Source organism: Olleya sp. UBA1516, from assembly GCF_002323495.1.
GTDB lineage: Bacteria > Bacteroidota > Bacteroidia > Flavobacteriales > Flavobacteriaceae > Olleya.
Map to the genome: position 1 here is coordinate 191,025 of NZ_DCQO01000020.1, position 20,691 is coordinate 211,715.

A 20,691-nucleotide genomic window follows, 5' to 3' on the forward strand; every position below is an offset into this window, starting at 1 on the left:
ATTTTTTTAATAACCAGAATTTTGTGTCCAACGATTACCTGTTAACTCTATTTCTATTTGTGGTATAGGAAAAACCTCATGTTTACCTGTCGTAAAACCATCAATTTCTGAAGCTGCACGACCTGTTCTAACTAAATCGAAAAAACGATGTCCTTCACCTACTAATTCCACACGACGTTCTTGGTAAATAGCATCTGTTAAGGCACTACCTGTTGCTGTAATGTTGTGATCCATATCTCCAAATGCGCGTTGTCTAACTTGATTTAGATAATTTTGAGCTCTGTCATCTGCTATAGATCCTCTATTTAAAGCTTCTGCAGCCATTAATAATACATCTGCATACCTAATGGCTCTGTAATTATTAGGGTTGGTCAAGTTTTGATCACCAATATTAGAATCGCCTTGACGCGCTATATATTTTCTGTTATAATACCCTGTGTGCTCATTACCTGTTCCAAAAGTTGCTCCTGTTGCAGTAGCCCAAGCATTAATATCTAAGATTGCAGTGTCTAATCTTGGATCATCACTCTCAAAAGCATCCACAGCTTCTTGAGTTGGCACATTAAAACTAAAACCAGAATCAAACAATGGTCCATTATAATTACGGATTCCGTTAAAACCAACAGCCACATTACCTTCACTACACTGTAAACAACCAAAGCCTGCACCTTCTAAATCTGCATATTGCACTTCAAAAACAGACTCGATACTATTCTCATTATCGTTTTCAAAAATGGTTGTGTAATCTGCTACTAAATCATGAGGTCCAAAATTTATTAAGTCTTCTAAAACAAGAGCAGCAGCTCCAAATTTATTTTGATATAAGTATACTTTACCCAATAATGCTTCAGCTGCACCTTTAGTTACGCGTCCTAATTGTGTTTGCGTATATGGCAAATTATCTGCTGCATACATTAAGTCTAATTCAATTTGCGCATAAACTAATGCTTTAGGTGTACGGTCCACTTCAAATTGATCTCCAAACAAGAAACGTTGATCAACTACTAAAGGCACATCTCCAAACCATTTTACTAATTCAAAATAGTAATAGGCTCTTAAAAATCTAGCTTGTGCTAAAACATTTTCTTTTCCGCTAAAGTCTATTTTGTCCTGAAACTCTAAGATGTAATTTGTACGATTAACACCTGCAAACATCCAGCCCCAAATTGAGCGTAACTGTTCGTTATTAGCAGTGTGAATCATATCATCAATTTGCTGTATTCCAGGTACATCTGTAGCACTTTCACCACCAGCTAAAGTATTATCTGAAGCGATTTCGCCTAACATAACATTTAAATAGGTTGATTGTAATAAATCATAAGCACCAATTAAAGCATCTTGGTAATCTTGCTCTGAATTAAAGTAGTTTTCTGAACTTTCATTTTGAGAAGCGACATCCACAAAATCATCACTACACGATATTACTGTAAAAGTCGAAACTAAAAAGACGATTATATATTTTATTTTTTTCATTGTTTAAAATTTTACGTTTGTTCCGATTAAAAATGTTCTTGGGTTTGGGTAAAAACCACTATCAATTCCGCCTCCAATTGAAGCTCCATTTGATGTCGTTGGGTCAAAACCTCTATATTTTGTTAATGTAAAAGCATTACTTACAGACGCATAAACCCTGATATTATCCAATCCTATATTTTGTAATTTATCTTGATTAAATGTGTATCCTAATTGTACATTTTGAGCTCTGATGAATGAACCGTCTTCAACAAAATAATCTGAAAATACACTATTAGAAGTTGCGCTATTTGTTACTCTAGGATCTGTGTTTGATGTTCCTGGTCCAGTCCATCTATCTAAAACATAACTTGTAAGATTAGTTTTGGCGCTGTTTCTATCATAGTTTCTTACAATATCATTACCTACTGACGCAAAGAAATAAGTTTGAAAATCAAAGTTTTTATAATCAAAAGTCAAATTTAAACCCATTGTAACATCCGGAATTGGGTTACCTATAAATGTTCTGTCGTCTGCATCAATAACTCCATCTTGGTTAACATCCACAAATCTTAAATCACCAGGTTGTGCGTTAGCACCTAAGTCTAATTGTGAAGGATGTGCATCAACTTCGGCTTGGTTTTGAAAAATTCCATTGGTTTGCATTCCATAAAACACACCTATTGGCTGTCCTACTTGCATTCTAGAAGGTGGATTGGCTTGACCAATACCAAAGCTTCCTCCAACTTCATAACCTATGCTATTATTGACTTCAACTACATTATTATTTAAAGTTGAGATATTATAACTTACATTAAACTTGAAGTTATCTGATAATTGATCTTTGTAAGATATTGCAAACTCTAATCCACTATTTTCTACTGTTCCAGCGTTTACAATAGGATTACCTGATCCTGGAGCAGCTCCTCCTAAAATTAACGAACTTTCAACAGGAAGTAATAAGTTTTCTGTAGTTCGCTTAAAATAATCTGCAGTAATATCTATTTTGTTGTTAAATAATCTTGTTTCAAAACCTATATCAAATGCTTTTTGCTCTTCCCATTTAATTTCTGGATTAGATATCGCACCAACTGCAGTACCAAGCGCTAATGCATCATCTAAAACATAAACACCTTCACCATCTAATAATGATTCAAATCTAAAACCAGGAATCCTATCATTTCCTAAAACACCATATGAACTTCTAAGTTTTAAGAAATCAATGGTATTGCTACTGGATAAAAAGTTTTCGTCAGAGACAACCCAACCAATTGAACCTGAAGGGAAAATTCCGAATTTATTTTCTGGTCCAAATGCTGTCGAACCATCACGTCTAACTACTGCAGAGAATAAGTATTTTCCTTTGTAGTTATATTGCAATCTTCCAAAATAGGATAATAATCTAGAATCGAAAAAACGATTACTTATTTGAGCGTAAGGGTCTGTTATTGTAGTTGCATCATTAATATCAGCATCGCTAAATACAGTGTTTTCAGGCATATTGTCTCCAATAGTCAAGTAATAATCTCCTGTTGATTTAAAAATTGACGTCCCTAATGTTGCTTGAATATTATGAGTCTCATCATTTAAAGATGTTTCATAATTAACAAAAGCATCAAACGTATAATCTCTAAAAAAGTTTATACCTTCTGTGAATTGTAAATTTTCGGTATTATCAAATACAGAACCATTTCCATATTCTACTATAGGGTTAAGACCTCTTGTTCTAACTTCTGAGTAGTTCCATTGGTAGTTAGCTTCTGCACTAAAGCCATTTATAAACTTATAGTTTAACCCAAAAACACCACTTAGTTTATCAACTTTTGTTCTATTAAATGTATTTTCGATTTGCTTTAATGGATTTACCACCTCAATTGGATAATTAGCTGAGGACGTATAATTTCCATTATCGTCTCTTGGCGCATCAGTTGGTGCAAAGTTAACTGCATTAAATAAAACAGATCCTAAGCCACCTTCAGGTAACGCTTTTCTTAATGTTCCAGTATAAATAAGATTAGCTTTTAAGTTTAAACCTTTAATAATCTCTAATCCATAATTAGCACGTGTTGTGTAACGCGTAAAATTAGCTTTACTACCTCCTATAATACCATCTTGAGTTAATAAAGACGCTCCAAAAGAGTAGGTAGATTTTTCAGTACCACCACTTGCAGTAATAGCATTGTTAAATATTGGTGCAGTTTCAAATACCTCGTCTTGCCAATCTGTTCCTTTATTTAATCCAAATGTATCAGGAAAAGGTAAAGTACTTCCGCTAGCTGCAGCAGCTTCGTTTTTAATTAAAGCATACTCTGTAGCATTTAGTAATGGTATTTTTCTAGTCGTTTGTTGAAAACCAACATACGAATCATACTGAAATGTCATTGGTTTATTTTTGCGACCAGTTTTAGTAGTAATTAAAATAACTCCGTTGGCAGCTCTTACACCATAGATACCTGCTGTGGCATCCTTAAGTACCGTATAACTTTCTATATCACCTGGATTTACAACACTTAAATCTTCAATAACATTACCATCTACTAAAATAAGTGGTCTATTGTCACCATTAGTGGATATACCTCTGATTCTAATATTAGATGCACTACCTGGAGCACCAGATTGTGATGTAATATTAACTCCAGCTACTTGACCTTGTAAGGCTTGTTCTATACGTGTAGGTTTAAGTGCTTCAATAGTTTCACTAGAAACCGTTGATACTGCTCCTGTTACTTCTTTACGTTTTTGAGAACCATACCCTATAATAACCACTTCTTCTAGTGCCTCAACATCTTCAGTTAGTTGCACATTAACTGGATTACCATTAGTTATTACTACCTCTTTTGTTTTATAACCTATATAGGAAAAAACTAAAGTTGAATTTTTAGATACGTTATTAATAGTATAATTACCATCAAAATCTGTGGTTACACCATTGGTTGTATTTTTAACTAGTATATTAACCATAGGAATAGGTAATCCATCCTGTTGACTAGTTACATTTCCTGTTAATATATACTCCTGAGCAAAGGCAGAGAAAGTCATTAAGAATAACAAAAAGGAGAAAAAAGTTTTTTTCATGTTTAAAAGTTTTTGTGCTTTTATCAAATTTATGCAGATATAATGCTGATTTGATAATTTTAACCGCAACAAAAAACATACATCACAAAAAAAAGTTGGTTTAATTATCTAAATCTCATTAAAAACAAGCATTAACCTTATTTTAACATTTATATTATGAAAGCCCATTATTACAAGTAAAAATAGATTTGTTGTGGTAATGTATAGGTATTTTAACTAATTGTAGTGTTATTAAATACTTAAGATGTAGTCTGTCAAATTAACATCATGCTCTAATTCCATCTTTTTACGCAAACGATATCGTTTGACCTCTACACTTCTTGGAGATATATTAAGTAAAGGAGCAATCTCTTTTGATGATAAATTTAATCTTAGATAAGCACACAATCTTAAATCGTTAGATGTCAATGCTGGATGTTTGGTTTTTACCTTTTTAAGAAAATCTTTATCTGCATTATTAAATGCTTCTTCAAACAAATTCCAGTCATCTTTATTATTAATATTTTTATCAATAATCCTAATTACAGATTTTAGATTAGCACTCTCTACTTTTTCATTTAGCTCGCTTTTGATTGTATTTAAAAATTCGTTCTTTTTAATCAAGCTCATGGTAGAAATTGCTAATTCTCGGTTTTTATTGTCAATTTCTTGTCTTAATTTATCATTATTTAAAGCCATTAATTGTTGTTTAGTCTCTAAATCTTTAAGCTCTAACTCACGTTTTGATTTTAGGACTAGTTTTTCTTTTTGCTTTCTGTAATACAGTTTATAAAAATAATTTATTAAAAGAATACTAATGAAACCTATCACACAATAGACCATTATCATAATGTTGGATAAAAACCAAGGCTTATCTATTGTAAATGTAAAACTATCTTGATTAGTCACCTCTACACCTCCTACTCTGGCTTTTACAATAAAAGTGTATTCGCCATAGGGTAAATTTTTATATAATACTTCTGCATTAGTATTCCAACTACTCCAATCATTATATAACCCATCTAGTTTATGCGAATATTCAGCTTCTAAATATTTATCATACTCTGCAACACTGTATTTAATTTCGATGTTATTCTCTTTATTTTTAAAAATAATTTCATCTTTTAAGCTAATTAACTGTTTAGACTTTTGAAGCGGTGTTTTATTTATTGTATTAATTTCAACTTGATACGTTTTAGGTTTTATTTTAGAAAGATTTAAAGTTATATAACCTTTAGAAGTCCCAAATAGATATAAATTAGGTTTTAGGTTAAAGATGCTTTCGTAACCTGATAAACCTTCCCTAAGCGAACTTGGCAACGCTATAAAGGAAATATCTGGCGTTGTGCTTAATTTACCTGGACTTACGTAATTAATCCCTTTTTTAGTAATTAACCATAGTGCATTATTTGCCTGATCTGTAATAATTTTACCCGAAGAATAGCCTTGCGTTTTATAAATTTTGCTTAAAACAGTGTCTTTAACAAATGTATTATCCTCTAGGTGCTTTTTAAAAACACCTTTATCTGTTGCATAATACAACGTGTTGTTACTTGTTGTTAATGAAGAAAATAAGCCTTTTTCTAAAGTTTCAATTTTAGAAATTTGTGTTGTAGTTCTGTAATCCGAATCTATTTTAATTTTAAAAACACCTTTGTACTCATGATTTACTAATATTTCATCCTTTTTAGAAAATACAAAAAATCTAGACGAATTATTAAATCCTTCAATCTTGTTTCTAAATTGCCAAAAACCTGCTTTTTTTTCTAAAATATTAAGACCATTATAATTACCCTGTATTAATAAGTTTGGATTATCACTAATTGTTTTAATATCCCAAGTACCTTCCACTGATGCAATACGATTTGCTACATTGTTATTAATTATAAATGTGCCAGAATTATGACCGCAAAACAATTGGTTATCAATAATTTTAAGACTCCATACTTGACCATTAGTATTGACTACAGGTTTAAACGCTGTTTGATCTGCTTTTTTATAAAACAATCCTTGATTAGTACCTAAATACAACGTATTGTCATAAATTAAAGAGGTATAAACAGTACCCAAAACACCATGATCATCGTTAAATATTCTGAAAGGAGAGTTAATATTTACACAGTTTATACCATTGTCTAAAGCTAGCCAAATATTACTTTCTATATCCTGAAATATTGACAATACAGTATTATTGCCTAATCCATTGGCTTGGCTAATTTTTTGAAAAATATTACCGTTAGCATCAATTTGTATAATTCCGTTAGAGATAGTCCCTAGAGTTAAGCTATCGTCATTTAATTGCAGGCTACTGTATATGCGATAATCTTTTAATTGTGAGTTTAAATTAGCATTCCAGTCTTGTACTGTATTGTTTTTTATTGTTACAATCCCATGGTTTTGAGTAACAACAAGCAAATTGTTTTTTAATGTATAAACACCAGCTATTATCTTATTTTTAAAATAATTAGATTGTAAAATAGCTTTAGGTTGTCCATTTTCTAATTTTAATAATCCTTCTATTCTATCCTGATAATAAATGCTATTATCAACCTTAAACATCTTGATTATACCAGCTTTAGATTCTGTAATATTAAATTTATCGGTTTTAGTGTTATAAATATAAATGCGACTGAGCGATTGAAACAATATCCAATCATCTAAATGAGTTATTTTCCAAAATTGCTCGTCCTCCAATAAAGTACTTCTAATTTTTTTAGAAAGTGAGGTGTATTTTAAATCGCCAACATCTGTTCTGGTCCAATAACCAAACTCCATATAACTACCTGTATACACCTTATCACTAACAACATTAACAGATCTTATAATGGTTTGATTTGGTGATGGATATAAAATCCATTCTGAACCATTAAACTCTAATAATCCTTTAGAATTTGCGACATAAATATGTTTGCTCTTACATTGGGTAATTTCCCAATTTTGATTTTCGGCATGGTATTGTTTGGGAGAAAAATATTGTATAGGAGGTAAATCTTGTGCTACAGATTTTGCAAACAACATAAACAAACCTAGTAAAACTAAGGGTTTACTAAAGTTATACCAATTATTAGGATTAAATTTAAGCATTAAGCAATATACAACTTTGTATGGTTAAATTATACTACGTAATTAAACTATACTTTTGCTTATGTGCTATTAAAATTGCTTTTACATAATTGGTGGTGGTACCATTAAAGATAATATTGTAATAATTATGATTGTAATTACAATGATAAGACCATTAAATTTTCGGTTACTCATAACAAAATTTTTATTGGTGAACAGTTAACACAGTGTTAGTATGCAGTTGTTTTAAAGTTGAAAAAATGTCTGATTTAAACACTCCCATTTTTCTTAATAAATGCGGTTTTTTATCAATTATACACATAATACCATCTAAATGCGATTGCGCATAAGCCTTTAAATTATAAGAAGACGCTGTGTAGTGTAATGTTGCTGTATGTCCTGAAATTTCTTTTAGATATCCTAGCATAGTCTCTAAATTGTTAGATGCGCAATCGCTTATAGCATTTTGTTTTGCTAAGATTAAAACTGTAATTTCTAAATTGGTGTTTTCTAAAATATTTAAAAACTTGTCTATTTGACGCGTATTTATTTGCTGTTTAAAATCTGAGGCAATAGTTATATTAATCTTATTACTTGCTGAAGCATGTGGAGGCACTATTAATACTGGACAACATCTAATTTTTTCGACTATATTTTGTGTTATTTTTCCTAGATTTTGTTCCTTTTTACTTGTCAAAATAACCAGATCTATACTTAACTGTTTAATGTTTTTTTGAATGCTTAATACTAAATCAGAACAGTCAGATATTGCAAAAAACTGATGATTTAATGCTGTACAATTTAAAGTGTAGCGCTCAACTAGTTTACCTAATTGCTTTAGTGCATTCTGTTTAGGCTTATCAAACCAATCGTCGTCTGCTTGAAGCATTTGTATAGCATCTAAACCATTAACATTGTATGAATAAGTATTTAAAAAATAAAAGTCGCAGGTTTCGTTTTTAAATAGTTTTATAACATAATCTATAGTTTGAAAACTATTTAAAGTAAAATCTGTTGGAATCAATATTTTTTTCATCTTATTACATTTTAAATTAATATTTAGCCTATACTTTTAACTGAGTTAACGTTTAAATAACTACCGTTACTTTAGCTACCTTTTATACCTTGCTAGCATAGTATAAAACCTAATTCTAAAGTCATGAAGCTCTTTTAAAATTTGGATATACTGCTGCCTTTTTAATTCGTGCACCTTGGCACGACTATCATTATATTCTGTCTTTCCGTATTCTATTTCATTTATAATCTCTTGTTCATATTTGCAAAAATCAGCCATGCTTAAGGTAAATTTTCTGCGTAAAGCCAACATATTATTAGATGTCTCTATATTTTTTATTAGTTGTTTTTCTATAACATAAAAATGTTCAAACTCTTTAACCGCTAATTCTAGTACAGAAATCCAATGATTGGCCTCCTTACAATCTTTAACTAAGCACACGCGTCTGTGCGTCTCTATTTTATAGGCTGAAGCTGTATTCAATTATTAATTAACTTTTAAAAGCGTGAATTTACCTTGTACTTTATTAAAAAACTCGTCCTTAAGTCTTCTGTATTTATCTAAATGATACAGGTAGCTGCGTCTATAACTTTCATGCTCTGTGATGTATATCATATCACATTGCGTGTCTTCACACTCGATGATATTTAACCTTGATTTAGAATAGGTATTTAAGGCGTTTAAAAGCGTTTCGTTTTCTATCTCTTTTTTCTCAAATTTATTTGCTACACTTTTGTCATCTAACTTATCTTTTAATTCGTTTTTACAAATATTGATAAGGTTAGACAGTTCTTTTTTTATGTACTTTAAATGATTAATCCAATTGTCTAGCTCCATTGTATTAATTTTATGTGTCACATCTACATTAGTATCATGATCAAAAATTTGTATGTTTTCTGTTTTCATAATAATCTGTTTTAAATATTTATATCAACACCTTTTAAATTCTCTTGCTTTTGGACATCAATAATCTTAATTTTTTGTGCTCCACCAGGAAAATCCCAATCAATTGTATCATTTTTAGAATAGCCTAAAAGCGCTGCTCCCATTGGAGCTAAAACGGACACTTTGTTAAGTGCCACGTTTTTGTCCATTGGTATAACCACTTGTAATTCTTTTTCCCAACCATTATCCGACGCTATAGTCACTATACTATTAAAACGTACTATATCCTCTGGTACTTGGTCGTCATTTACAATTTGTGCAGTCTTTAACTCTTCTGATAACTTTACTAAAGATTTAGTGACGCTTGTATCATCTCCATAACCCGAAATATTGAGTATGCGTTTTAGGTACACATACTCTTTTTTTTCTAATATTAAACTTCCGTACTTCATCTTCTTTGTTTTAAAATCAAGGAAAAATCCCTCTTTGTATGTATGCTTTTTCTATACGTTGTATGGCTATACAAAATGCAGCTGTACGTAAATCCACAGTTTCATTTATAGCATAATCAAACACTTTATTAAAAGATTCATTCATTTTTTTATCCAATTTGGCCATCACCTCGTCCAATTGCCAAATCTCTCCATTTCGGTTTTGTAACCACTCAAAATAACTACCTACAACACCTCCAGAATTACATAAAATATCAGGTATAATTGTAATACCTCTTTCTAATAAAATCTTTTCGCCTTCAACATTTGTTGGTCCATTAGCACCTTCTGCAATTAATTTTGCTTTAATTTTTGGTGCATTTTCTTTAGTAATTTGGTTTCCTAAGGCAGCAGGAATACAGATATCACAATCCAAAGCAAAAAACTTATTGCTATCTACTGTTTTAGAGTCTGGAAAGTTTACAATACTACCATCGTTAATTTGACTGTATTTAAATAAGTCTTCAACCTTGATACCATTTTGATTTTGAATACTTCCAGAAGCATCTTGTACTGCTACTAATTTTGCACCATCTTTTTCTAAAAAATGAGCTGCCCAGTAGCCAACATTACCAAATCCCTGAACAATAAACTTTTTACCAACTAAACTAGTATTGCTTTTTTCTGCCCAAAATTTAATGGACAAATACACACCATAACCTGTTGCTCTGTCACGTCCTTCTAATCCGCCACTTGCATCAGGCTTACCTGTTACTACATGTTGATTTGCAGTACGTTCTGCTGGTGGACGCGTACTCATGTAAGTATCTGCAATCCATGCCATAGTTTGACTACTAGTGTTAACATCTGGAGCAGGAATATCATGCTCTGGCCCAATATTATCCGCTAACGCAAACGTAAAACGTCGTGTAATACGCTCTAACTCTGATTGCGAATATTTTGAAGGATCTATTTTAATACCACCTTTACCTCCACCATATGGCAAACCTGCTAATGATGTTTTCCAGGTCATCCACATCGCTAATGCTCTAGCAGCATCAATATCCACTGTTGGATGGTAACGTAAACCTCCTTTATATGGTCCTAATGCATTATTATGTTGCACTCTATAACCTGTAAAAATCTCGACGTCTCCATTATCCATTTTTACCGGAAAGTTGACTAAAATCTCGTTGTTAGTAATGCTTAATATTTTTCTAATATTTGGATGTAAATTAATATGGTCTGCAGCACTGTTAAACTGCTCCATTACATTATCCATCATACCTCTTACAGGTACTTTTTTTGTTACTTTTTTCAAATCTGCTGTTACTGTTGTCATTGTAAAGTGTTTATTATTTTATTTGAAATAGCGATTGATTATTGATCTTTCGTGATATTTTTGTGAGATATACTTATCTCTAGCTTGGCTTTTATTAGATTTTTTTTCTAAAGAATTTTTACTGCCAAATACTGAAACTATTGTGTTGAAAAACATAGCTTTTATTATTAAATGATTAAACTAAAACTAACTCTTGTTCTGGTTGTTTTACTTGTTGTAAAGTTGGTTGGTTTGGTTTAAAGGCATCAAACTCGCTACAAGACCAAACGTTATCTTTTTGGGTTGTCAATACGCAAGAATTGCGATGGATACAATCTGGGCAAATATTAAAATGACTCATAGGTGTAAAATTTATAATCGATTATACACCAATTTGCAATGCTTGTGCCAAAGGAAATGCACTTACTGCTACAAATGCAAAAAACCCTTTAAAATAAAGGGTTTATAGAATAATATAGTTTAAAATATAAAATAACGAGTGGTACATAATTCCCCAACTGGGTAAAATTGCACCAGTTTTAAAAAGCTTATTCAGATAATTTTTGACGAATTGTTTTTCTGTCTATTTGAAGAATTTTGGCAGCTTTAGTTTTATTGTTTCCAGTAGCTCTTAATACTTTTTTTATGTATTGCTTTTCAATAACTTTTAAAGGTTGTAAGGTGTCTGAAGTGTGTTGTATTGCATACTTTAAATGCTCTGGTAAATGACTAACGTCAACGGTTTTATCGCTTAATATCACTGCACGTTGTATAATGTTTTCAAGTTCTCTAATATTTCCTGGCCAATCGTAACGCTCTAATATTTTTAAAGCATCTGCAGTTATTTTTACATAACCATCTTTATACTCGACGCCATATTTAAATAAAAACTTGTCAACCAATAATTTAATATCGTCTTTGCGCTGTCTTAAAGGAGCCACATCTATCTCTACCACTGTTAATCTGTAATACAAATCTTCCCTAAAATTTTGTTTTTGAATCATGTCTCGTAAATCACTATTGGTTGCCGCAATTATACGTAAATCTACTTTTTCAGCTTTTGTAGATCCTACTTTTACCACTTCTTTTTCTTGTAAAACACGTAGTAATCTAGATTGCACAGTTAATGAAGCATTACCAATTTCGTCTAGAAAAATAGTACCTCCATTTGCTGCTTGAAAAAAACCTTCGCGATTAGTTTCTGCTCCTGTAAACGCACCTTTTAAATATCCAAATAGCTCTGCTTCAAGTAAATTTTCTGGTATTCCACCACAATTTACTGCAACAAAAGGCGCTTTAGAAAACTTACCTTGATAATGGATGGCACGTGCGACAAGCTCCTTACCTGTACCGCTTTCACCTTTAATAAAAACTGTTGCTTTGTTGTTTTTAACACGTTCAATAACTTGAATTACAGTATTAATTTTGTCGGAATGACCTATAATTTCGCCGTAAGGCTTATTATTATTAATTACTGAATTTTTAGATGATTGTGCTAGATTATCTGCATTTACCAAATATTTATCCAACGCCATTTTAAGCTCGTCTTTAGTAAATGGTTTGGTTAAATAATCTACTACACCTGATTTTATGGCTGCCAACGAATCCTGAACCGAGGGATAACCTGTAACCACTAATTTAGGTAATTTAGGATAATGCTCTGACACAAATTTAATAAGCTCTGAGCCATCCAACTCGGGCATTTTTAGATCGGTAATTAATAAATCTATAGTCGAATCCCTTAAAATACTAACCGCTTCTTTAACAGAAACCGCTTTAAACACATGATAATTCCAAGATTGTAAATGACGTTGTAATAACTCAAGTATATTAATATCGTCGTCAACTATAAGTATGTTTTCTTTACGTAATTGCATTAGAAAATATTATTTTGGGAGTGTTATGGTAAAGGTAACGCCTTTATTTTTATTATTTTTTGCGGTAATAGTTCCTTTATGCGATGCCACAATACCATGGACAACACTTAGTCCTAATCCAGAACCGTCACCTATAGGTTTGGTGGTAAAAAAGGGTTGAAAAATTTTATCTAAATCTGCTTGATTAACACCTTTACCTTCATCTTTAATTTTTAAAACAATTGCTTTTTTACTGGTTTTAGCCTCAATAGTGACCAACCCTTGTTTAGGTGAAAAATAAATAGCATTAATTAGAAGATTAAAAATAATTTGGGTTAATTGTATTGGATCTGCGCGCAGTAATAAGTTTTCTTCTTCTATTTTAACAATGTATTTGACCTCTTCTTTTCTAAAAGTAGCATCTAATAAATTTATGGCACTTTTAATGTTAGGCACCAAATTTACTTCTTTCATTTCCTGAGGCATTTCGCAAGCAAAAAACATTAATTTTTTAACTACTTCTCTAGAAAATATGGCGTTTTTAATAATCTTATCTATATCCAGAGAGGCATTTTTATCTGTTTTAAAATCCTCTTTTAGCAGCTCTGCAAAGCCTAAAATATTAGCCAAAGGTGTATTTAACTCGTGGGCTATTCCAGCTGTTATTTCGCCTAAAATACTTAAACGGTCTGCATGTTCCATCTGACGTTTCAAAGATGTTTCGTTTTTCTGAATTTCGATACGTTCTAGAAAACTTCCTATTTTTAAAGCTATATTATCTAACAGTAATTGCTCTTCGTTTAAAAAATCCTTTTGGGAATACTGTTCTGGATTTAAATAGGCAATTAACTGCCCTTTTTCTTCATTAAATAATTTTATTTTAGATTGAATACTAATGGTGCTTTTTATAGCATTAGCGGTTGAAATGCTATTATTTTCAGTGTGAATCTGAATGTTTGTTTTTTTAGGATACTGAAATCCTTTTTTGATACTAAACACTATGGCTTGCAAAGTATCTTCGATTAGCTCTTCGTTTGCATTTCCTATTATTGAAGATACCTCATAAAGACAAGTTAACTCCTTAATACGTTCTTTTAATGCTTTTTCAGTGGTATTCATTGACATTAATTTTAAAGCAATTATTTAATTTACGTTTTGAGTATCAACTTCTATTTTTTTTAAATATAGATATTCTGACGTTTTAAAAATCACGTAATAAAAAGCAAACAATAATTTAAAGCCAGATAGATTTGAGCCTAATTCTAGTTTTGATATAGCGTTTTCTTTTGTGTTAATTTTAATTGGTTTTGTTTTGCACCAATCAATTTTTGCATATACTTCATTTTGAATAGGATCCACTTGAAAAGATTTGGTTTCTCCATCTCTAATAGTGTCTATTTTTTTGTTATTTATATAAATTTCGATTGCTCTAGCTTTATTAGCGTATTGCTTTATTCGTTTAATCTCAATTATACTATTTGACATTTTGTAGTGACTTTTTATTTATTACAACAACCATCTAAAAATATAATAAACTGTTTATTTGACATACTACTTTAACTTTTAAACTTGATTTGAATTAAAACTATTAATAACAGAAAACAAAAAAGGTCTAACCTATAAGTATTAGATTAGACCTTTTTAAATGTATTATTTAAAACCGCTTTTACTGAATATAATTTTTCAGGATTTTTTTAAGTAATGCGACATCCTCTGTAGTGTTGCGTTTTAATTTTCCTTTGTTATCCGTTTCAAATAAAGTGTAATCAATGGTTACTAAATTGATATCTTTTTTAGAAATCATTTCTTTTCTTCTGTGATTATACTTTTCTATTTGTTGACCTCTAGTGATACCACTTGTGGTTAACGCTTCTAATTTTTCTAATTGCGCTTCGGTTTTATTTTTCTTTTCAGCAAATTCAATTACTAAATTAGCGTCTTTATAAAAAGCAGCTACAGGTAACAATGTTCTTGTTTTACCTTTTTTATGCATATCTCCAAACAACCAAGCAAAGGTATGCTTACGTGATGCTTCTTCCTTTAAAACCTCATCACATAAATTAATGATGTAAAACTCGTCTGTACTTTCGCGTTTAGCTTTAGCAACATCTTTTTTTGAAACTGTACTAATATTTTCGTTTTCCGGAAATGTAGCACCTTCTCTTAAAAAGTACCAATAGGTAGCTGCTTCAGCACGTTCTGGATGTACCCTTGGTATTGCTTTTAGGTTGTCCTCTTTATCTAATACTCTCAGGATTTTTCTAAGTGGTAATCCTTTTTTTTGATCTTTTACAAAAACACCTGCTTTTATTAAATCAGACATGATATCTTTTGCTGGTATCCAATCTTTATCTGTATTAGTCGCAAAGTAATGATCTATTACTTTATTAATTTGAACGACTTTATCCTCGTTATTACGATTATTATTCATTTTTATAACTTTTTATATTACTTGTATTAACTACAAATAAAACGCTGCAAGATAAGCCAATATTTTTTTGGATTAATTATCCTGATTATTTAATTAAAAAATAATTTTTCAACCAACTACTTAAGCGATAATAGACTTAAAATTACTGGTTATTACATTTACAAATAACATAAAACCTTCTGTTAAAACTAACAGAAGGCCTTACTAACTTAACTAAAAAACTACTATTAATAAATTACTTGATATTAAGGTTTAAAGAAAATACAGATATTGAGGTACTACCAGATCCTACTAATCGCTGTCCCCAAATCTCAATATAATCGTTAGGAGCTAACTCAACTGTTCCTGAAATAGACAGACTATTAATATCTGAAGTGTTATTTACACGCATAAGCGTATTAGTTTCTACCAATGTCGTTCCCGTTGCCCCATTTTTTTTAATAAAAAATCCATAAAAATCTCCAGTAGAGATATCACCTCTTACTGATAATGATGCACTTATTTGAAAAGTTCTTGTTTTTTTACCTAAATATCGTAGTCTATTATTTTGCGGAGAAGACATTCTTAATAAATTAACCGCTGTTGTTGAATTAGAAGATCCATTACCACTTAAATTAAATTCAAGATTATTTGATACTGATTGTAAAAATCCTGAGGTAATTGCTCCATTAAAATAAATATTACCGGAAGCTACTTGATCTGACTCCACTGGTATACCAGGACAATCAACTGTCCATGCATTATTAAAATTAAACCCTGTATACGATCCAGTGCCATAACGCTTAATGTATTGAGTACTTGTACCGCTAAAACTAACTCCTGTTAAAACACCATTACTTACCGCAGGATTGCTAGAAACATCAATCCCTATAGCAGAGCCATTAACCTCTGAAAAACCACCTTGTTTTTGAATAATATTAAAGGTCCCTGTAAATGTTTCATAAGTACCGGAATTTGAAGACAACCATCCCATATTACTTAATAATAAGTTGGTAATATTATTGTATATGATACCTGCTCCGTTTCCAACAAACTGAACAATACTTACAAATGCTAATCCAAAACCACTAACAGTACCAATAGATCCAGAACCATACACTACACAATCCCTAAAAATCAAATTTTGTGTATTTGCTCCCGATAAATTAAAAATAGTACCACCTGGAGCTGTCAAAGAAATCCCTTTAATACTTCCTCCTGTAGATCCAACAAACATTGTTCCTCCAGCTTTAGATAATACATCTTCGTTTGTATCAAACCCAACGATGTACGCGTTATTTAAATCAATTGGATGCAATAATGCAATTGTACCATTAATTTCGTACAAAGTATCTGTAGATAAAAGATAAGTCGATCCTCCTCCTGCTGCAAGCTCTGCTGCTAAATCTGCTTCAGATTGAATTAATTTATGCATGCTTCGTTTTGCTGAATCTATTTTAGACCAAACGCTAGATTTGTAGAAATAAAAAGAATTTTCGGTTGTATCATATACTAATAATCCATTAGCTGGACTTGAAATTGCTATACGTTGCACAGATGTCATTCTTGGTGCTAACATCCCTTTATCTGTGGATGATATATCTAACATTGACGATACTTCTGGGTTTACAGTACCAATACCAACTTGGGAAATAGCCACACTTGATACACCTGCAAATATTGCTAGTGTAAGTGTTATTAATTTTAATTTTGAAATATCCATAATTTATAGTTTTTAAAATTTTATGAAATCGGTTTTATTATTGAATTTGTAGCGCGTTGAACTATTTAATTATTAAATTTAAAGAGACTAACAGTAGACTTCCTGCACCAGAATAACGTTCGGCCCAGACTTCTATATAATCACCTTGATCTAACTTTACAGACCCAACAACAGATACAGCTCCTACATCGTTATTACTACCTACTTGTCTGTATACTTTTGAATCGTTTTGAACAACTCCGTTTTTTGCTATGTAAAAAATATAGATGGAACTATTATTATCACCTTGGAAGGAAATGCTACTTGAAATCTGAAAACTTCTAGTTTTTACTCCATCATAAACCAATCTATTGTTGATTGGCGCACTAAATCTAAATAAGTTATTAGAATAAGATAAGCCTTCTAATTTTGTTGGTACTCCAGATCCTATTGATGTAAAATCTGTTTGAAAACCACTACCAATAGGAGATTCTAAATGTATATCTCCAATTGAGGCATCATCCGTTTCTAACTGTAAACCTGTTGCGTCTACATCCCAATTGCTATTAAATTTATAGCCTGCGTACGTGTTTTCTGTGTAGCCTTTTAACCTACTACCACCTCCTGTAAAACTTACTTGTGCAATAGATGCAGAAATATTAATAGTTGGGTTACTGCTTACATCTATTCCTGTTTCACCAGAATCTACGACTACGCGACCATTGGCTATCTGTAAGTTACTAAATATACCTGAAAACTTCAAAAATGTTCCACTATTTCCGTCTGTCCAAAAGACTTTATCCATATAATAATTAGAAATATTTGAAGCTGATATACCGTCTCCAGTCCCTAATACTTGTAAAACTTCAAAGTAAAAAGTATTTAAATTATTAAATGTTCCGACAGAAGAAGCACCTACTATTACTAAGCTGTAGGCTATTAGATTTTCTGTTCCAGATCCTGAAATATTAAAGACTTGCTGGTTATTACCACGAATGACAATATCTTTAAAATGTCCACCTTTTGAGCCACTAAAAAAAGTTGCTCCAGAATTATTTACTAATGCATCTTCACCTGTATCACGACCGCTAACGTAAGCACCATTTAAATCGACTGGAAAATCAAAGTTGATATTTCCGTTTATTTCGTACAAGTAGTTTTCGTTTAATACATATTTTGATCCTCCACCTGAGACTAATTCATCTGCTAAGTCCGAAATGTCTTTAACTAACTTATAATTACTACGTTTGATTTCTGCTTTTAAAGCTGTCCAAACATTGCCATCATAAAAGTAAAACACATTAATATCTGTATCAAACACTAATAATCCTTCCGCTGGATTAGAAATTGCTATACGTTGCGCAGAGGTCATTCTAGGTGCTAACATCCCTTTTTCTGTTGAGTTTACCTCTAACATAGCAGATGCATCTGGAGATAATGTTCCGATCCCAACTTGAGCTACTGCCTGAAAATTTACACTAATAAAAACTACTATTAGCACTATACTGATTTTTAGTTTTAATATACTCATAATTAGTAGTTTATTATTTTTTGAGTTAATTCACCTGTTGTTGTTACAACCTTTACAAAATATATTCCTTGGCTTTGATTAAAAGGAATTTGCACTCTGTTGGAATTATTTATATTATCATTTAACCTTAAAATTTCTTGCCCTAAAACATTGTATATCGTTATGTTTTTAAGTTGCATTCTATCCTTATTATTAACTACTACATTTTTGTTTCCATCATAAAACACCGTAAGATTAGACAACGTCTGATCCGTTGTTGATAATGAGTTTTGAGGCATAAATACTAAAGAGTATCTGTCTAAGTGATTACCAATAGGCAGGTTTACATTAAAATTAGCATCAGATAAATTATGTGTTGTATTTAGAATATTATCTTTTAAGTAAATCGTGTGTTGAAAATTTTCAACCTCATCAATCATTATTTGATGCAATCCTGTTTCTGATATTAATATGCCTAAAGGAAACTCCATAGTATCGCTAAAAGCATCAACCCCTTGAATTGCATATTTTTTATCTAAATCTTGTTCAATTACAAAAAACATTTCATCATCTCTGCATATTTTAAGTAATGCATCATAACCTGGATTATAATTTACATCTGCAGTAGAATTTGGTAAAAAACCAAGAAGTAATTGCCTATGAAACCCTTCTGGATCTTCATAACCTAATCGTATAAATTGATCTTGATTTTCTGTTTGATCATTTTGATTTCTGTAAAAAATAGCCTCTCCTTCTGACTCTTTTTTAAAGTCCCTTTGAGAGTTATTAAACACTATAGATCCTGACGCGTATGCTTTAATAAAAAAGCCTTGACCAATTGGTGCATATCTTTTTGGCACAGTAATACTTCCTGCAGAACCCAATCCTCCTATTAAAGTAGAAAACACTGAAGGTGGAGTTCCTCCTGTTAAATTTCTAATAGCATAACCACCTAAATAATTAGATAAAATATGTGATGTTGATCCACCATCAACCCAAAAATATAATGCATCAAATACCGTAGCGTTATCCAAAATAAACTTGTTAGTATCTAAAGCAGATGGATATGGATTACCTATTAAAGACTCCTCTCCTGCATTAATAGAAAATGTATACTCTCCATTATTAGGCGCACCATAAAACACGTAATTTTGATCAGCTCCTGAAGCTCCAGAACCTTTCATGGAGAAACCCTCTCCTGGATTTAATGCACTGTTTTGATCTAACGCTACCCAGTCATAATACGATCCAGATCCTTGTATGTACTTGTATAACCACATTGTACTTAAGGATAATGGAGTTGTTACTTCTCCTGAAACATCAGTGATTGCAGGTAAACCGTTATAAGGAGAACCAGAAATAAATGCTATTTGTGAAGGTGCAAAAGGATTAATGTTAGCATCTGTACCATCATACATACCTGATAATAATGAAAACGTTCCGCCATTATTAATAGGTGACGTCCAATAATTATATTTATAAGCCGAAGCATACCCTTGTTGATCCACTAATATTTTTCCTAAGGAAACTGCATTAGCGTCTAATCCAACGTGCGATTGTATTAATTGCGACTCTCCATTTAGTCTTACATCTCCATTTACCAAATTTAGTCCATTAGAAATGTTTAATAAAAATCCATCCGAAACAGACAATCCTTTAGTATTTGCAGCTGTAATATCTACTTCTAGATTATTAAAGTTGATTGTATTTGAAGATCCAGAAATACTTAATAATGGGTTTGTATTGCTTTTAAAATAGGTTGTCCCTGAAGTGGACGTTGTTACTCCATTATTTATAAAACTATTGTTTAGGTATAGGTTACCGTTAGTACTTAGCGTAGCACTAACTTTGTTTGTGTATTCATTTTCAAAATACACATCTGTTGCATTCGAAATTTGCAAAACACCTTCGTTTACAATTTGCGAATAAACACATAGTAGGTTAAAAATAATTAGACAATGAGATAGAACATATTTTTTTCTCATAAGTAGT

Annotated in this window: 16 protein-coding genes; all 16 read right to left on the minus strand. The window is 31.3% G+C overall.

Annotated features, from left to right (window positions below):
* Positions 1 to 6: 6 nt before the first annotated feature.
* Complete coding sequence (locus B2989_RS13210) at positions 7 to 1,473, minus strand: RagB/SusD family nutrient uptake outer membrane protein (protein ID WP_292949281.1); 1,467 nt, start codon at positions 1,471 to 1,473, stop codon at positions 7 to 9.
* A 3-nt stretch (positions 1,474 to 1,476) separates the two neighbouring features.
* Positions 1,477 to 4,527: a SusC/RagA family TonB-linked outer membrane protein gene (locus B2989_RS13215; protein ID WP_292949284.1), complete on the minus strand. Its 3,051-nt coding sequence runs from the start codon at positions 4,525 to 4,527 to the stop codon at positions 1,477 to 1,479.
* Between the two features lie 231 nt (positions 4,528 to 4,758).
* The gene (locus B2989_RS13220) at positions 4,759 to 7,590 is read right to left on the minus strand and encodes a helix-turn-helix and ligand-binding sensor domain-containing protein (protein WP_292949286.1); all 2,832 of its coding nucleotides are present in this window, start codon (positions 7,588 to 7,590) and stop codon (positions 4,759 to 4,761) included.
* 184 nt (positions 7,591 to 7,774) lie between these two features.
* Positions 7,775 to 8,605: a universal stress protein gene (locus B2989_RS13225; RefSeq protein WP_292949288.1), complete on the minus strand. Its 831-nt coding sequence runs from the start codon at positions 8,603 to 8,605 to the stop codon at positions 7,775 to 7,777.
* A gap of 75 nt (positions 8,606 to 8,680) precedes the next feature.
* On the minus strand, positions 8,681 to 9,067 hold the full coding sequence (locus B2989_RS13230) for a hypothetical protein (protein WP_292949291.1): 387 nt from the start codon (positions 9,065 to 9,067) through the stop codon (positions 8,681 to 8,683).
* A 3-nt stretch (positions 9,068 to 9,070) separates the two neighbouring features.
* Positions 9,071 to 9,490 carry a hypothetical protein gene (locus B2989_RS13235; RefSeq protein ID WP_292949293.1) on the minus strand — a complete coding sequence of 140 codons (420 nt, stop codon included), beginning with the start codon at positions 9,488 to 9,490 and terminating at the stop codon, positions 9,071 to 9,073.
* Between the two features lie 11 nt (positions 9,491 to 9,501).
* On the minus strand, positions 9,502 to 9,921 hold the full coding sequence (locus tag B2989_RS13240) for a GreA/GreB family elongation factor (protein WP_145001342.1): 420 nt from the start codon (positions 9,919 to 9,921) through the stop codon (positions 9,502 to 9,504).
* Positions 9,922 to 9,937: 16 nt separating this feature from the next.
* Entirely contained in the window at positions 9,938 to 11,242 is a 1,305-nt protein-coding gene (locus tag B2989_RS13245) for a Glu/Leu/Phe/Val family dehydrogenase (RefSeq protein WP_292949296.1), read from the minus strand.
* Positions 11,243 to 11,417: 175 nt separating this feature from the next.
* Positions 11,418 to 11,582 carry a hypothetical protein gene (locus B2989_RS13250; RefSeq protein WP_292949298.1) on the minus strand — a complete coding sequence of 55 codons (165 nt, stop codon included), beginning with the start codon at positions 11,580 to 11,582 and terminating at the stop codon, positions 11,418 to 11,420.
* A 187-nt stretch (positions 11,583 to 11,769) separates the two neighbouring features.
* The gene (locus B2989_RS13255) at positions 11,770 to 13,098 is read right to left on the minus strand and encodes a sigma-54-dependent transcriptional regulator (protein WP_292949300.1); all 1,329 of its coding nucleotides are present in this window, start codon (positions 13,096 to 13,098) and stop codon (positions 11,770 to 11,772) included.
* 9 nt (positions 13,099 to 13,107) lie between these two features.
* The gene (locus B2989_RS13260; protein WP_292949302.1) at positions 13,108 to 14,196 is read right to left on the minus strand and encodes a sensor histidine kinase; all 1,089 of its coding nucleotides are present in this window, start codon (positions 14,194 to 14,196) and stop codon (positions 13,108 to 13,110) included.
* Positions 14,197 to 14,220: 24 nt separating this feature from the next.
* Entirely contained in the window at positions 14,221 to 14,562 is a 342-nt protein-coding gene (locus tag B2989_RS13265) for a hypothetical protein (RefSeq protein WP_292949305.1), read from the minus strand.
* A 181-nt stretch (positions 14,563 to 14,743) separates the two neighbouring features.
* Entirely contained in the window at positions 14,744 to 15,508 is a 765-nt protein-coding gene (locus tag B2989_RS13270) for a hypothetical protein (RefSeq protein WP_292949308.1), read from the minus strand.
* A gap of 235 nt (positions 15,509 to 15,743) precedes the next feature.
* Positions 15,744 to 17,210 carry a hypothetical protein gene (locus B2989_RS13275; protein WP_292949309.1) on the minus strand — a complete coding sequence of 489 codons (1,467 nt, stop codon included), beginning with the start codon at positions 17,208 to 17,210 and terminating at the stop codon, positions 15,744 to 15,746.
* 61 nt (positions 17,211 to 17,271) lie between these two features.
* Positions 17,272 to 18,720: a cell wall anchor protein gene (locus B2989_RS13280; protein ID WP_292949310.1), complete on the minus strand. Its 1,449-nt coding sequence runs from the start codon at positions 18,718 to 18,720 to the stop codon at positions 17,272 to 17,274.
* Between the two features lie 2 nt (positions 18,721 to 18,722).
* Positions 18,723 to 20,684 carry a T9SS type A sorting domain-containing protein gene (locus B2989_RS13285; protein WP_292949311.1) on the minus strand — a complete coding sequence of 654 codons (1,962 nt, stop codon included), beginning with the start codon at positions 20,682 to 20,684 and terminating at the stop codon, positions 18,723 to 18,725.
* Positions 20,685 to 20,691: the final 7 nt, after the last annotated feature.

Bases quoted from the DNA above. Each gene is read 5' to 3' on its own strand.
- B2989_RS13210 (WP_292949281.1), bottom strand. From the start codon at position 1,473: ATGAAAAAAATAAAATATATAATCGTCTTTTTAGTTTCGACTTTTACA.
- B2989_RS13215 (WP_292949284.1), bottom strand. From the start codon at position 4,527: ATGAAAAAAACTTTTTTCTCCTTTTTGTTATTCTTAATGACTTTCTCT.
- B2989_RS13220 (WP_292949286.1), bottom strand. From the start codon at position 7,590: ATGCTTAAATTTAATCCTAATAATTGGTATAACTTTAGTAAACCCTTA.
- B2989_RS13225 (WP_292949288.1), bottom strand. From the start codon at position 8,605: ATGAAAAAAATATTGATTCCAACAGATTTTACTTTAAATAGTTTTCAA.
- B2989_RS13235 (WP_292949293.1), bottom strand. From the start codon at position 9,490: ATGAAAACAGAAAACATACAAATTTTTGATCATGATACTAATGTAGAT.
- B2989_RS13240 (WP_145001342.1), bottom strand. From the start codon at position 9,921: ATGAAGTACGGAAGTTTAATATTAGAAAAAAAAGAGTATGTGTACCTA.
- B2989_RS13245 (WP_292949296.1), bottom strand. From the start codon at position 11,242: ATGACAACAGTAACAGCAGATTTGAAAAAAGTAACAAAAAAAGTACCT.
- B2989_RS13250 (WP_292949298.1), bottom strand. From the start codon at position 11,582: ATGAGTCATTTTAATATTTGCCCAGATTGTATCCATCGCAATTCTTGC.
- B2989_RS13255 (WP_292949300.1), bottom strand. From the start codon at position 13,098: ATGCAATTACGTAAAGAAAACATACTTATAGTTGACGACGATATTAAT.
- B2989_RS13260 (WP_292949302.1), bottom strand. From the start codon at position 14,196: ATGAATACCACTGAAAAAGCATTAAAAGAACGTATTAAGGAGTTAACT.
- B2989_RS13265 (WP_292949305.1), bottom strand. From the start codon at position 14,562: ATGTCAAATAGTATAATTGAGATTAAACGAATAAAGCAATACGCTAAT.
- B2989_RS13270 (WP_292949308.1), bottom strand. From the start codon at position 15,508: ATGAATAATAATCGTAATAACGAGGATAAAGTCGTTCAAATTAATAAA.
- B2989_RS13275 (WP_292949309.1), bottom strand. From the start codon at position 17,210: ATGGATATTTCAAAATTAAAATTAATAACACTTACACTAGCAATATTT.
- B2989_RS13280 (WP_292949310.1), bottom strand. From the start codon at position 18,720: ATGAGTATATTAAAACTAAAAATCAGTATAGTGCTAATAGTAGTTTTT.
- B2989_RS13285 (WP_292949311.1), bottom strand. From the start codon at position 20,684: ATGAGAAAAAAATATGTTCTATCTCATTGTCTAATTATTTTTAACCTA.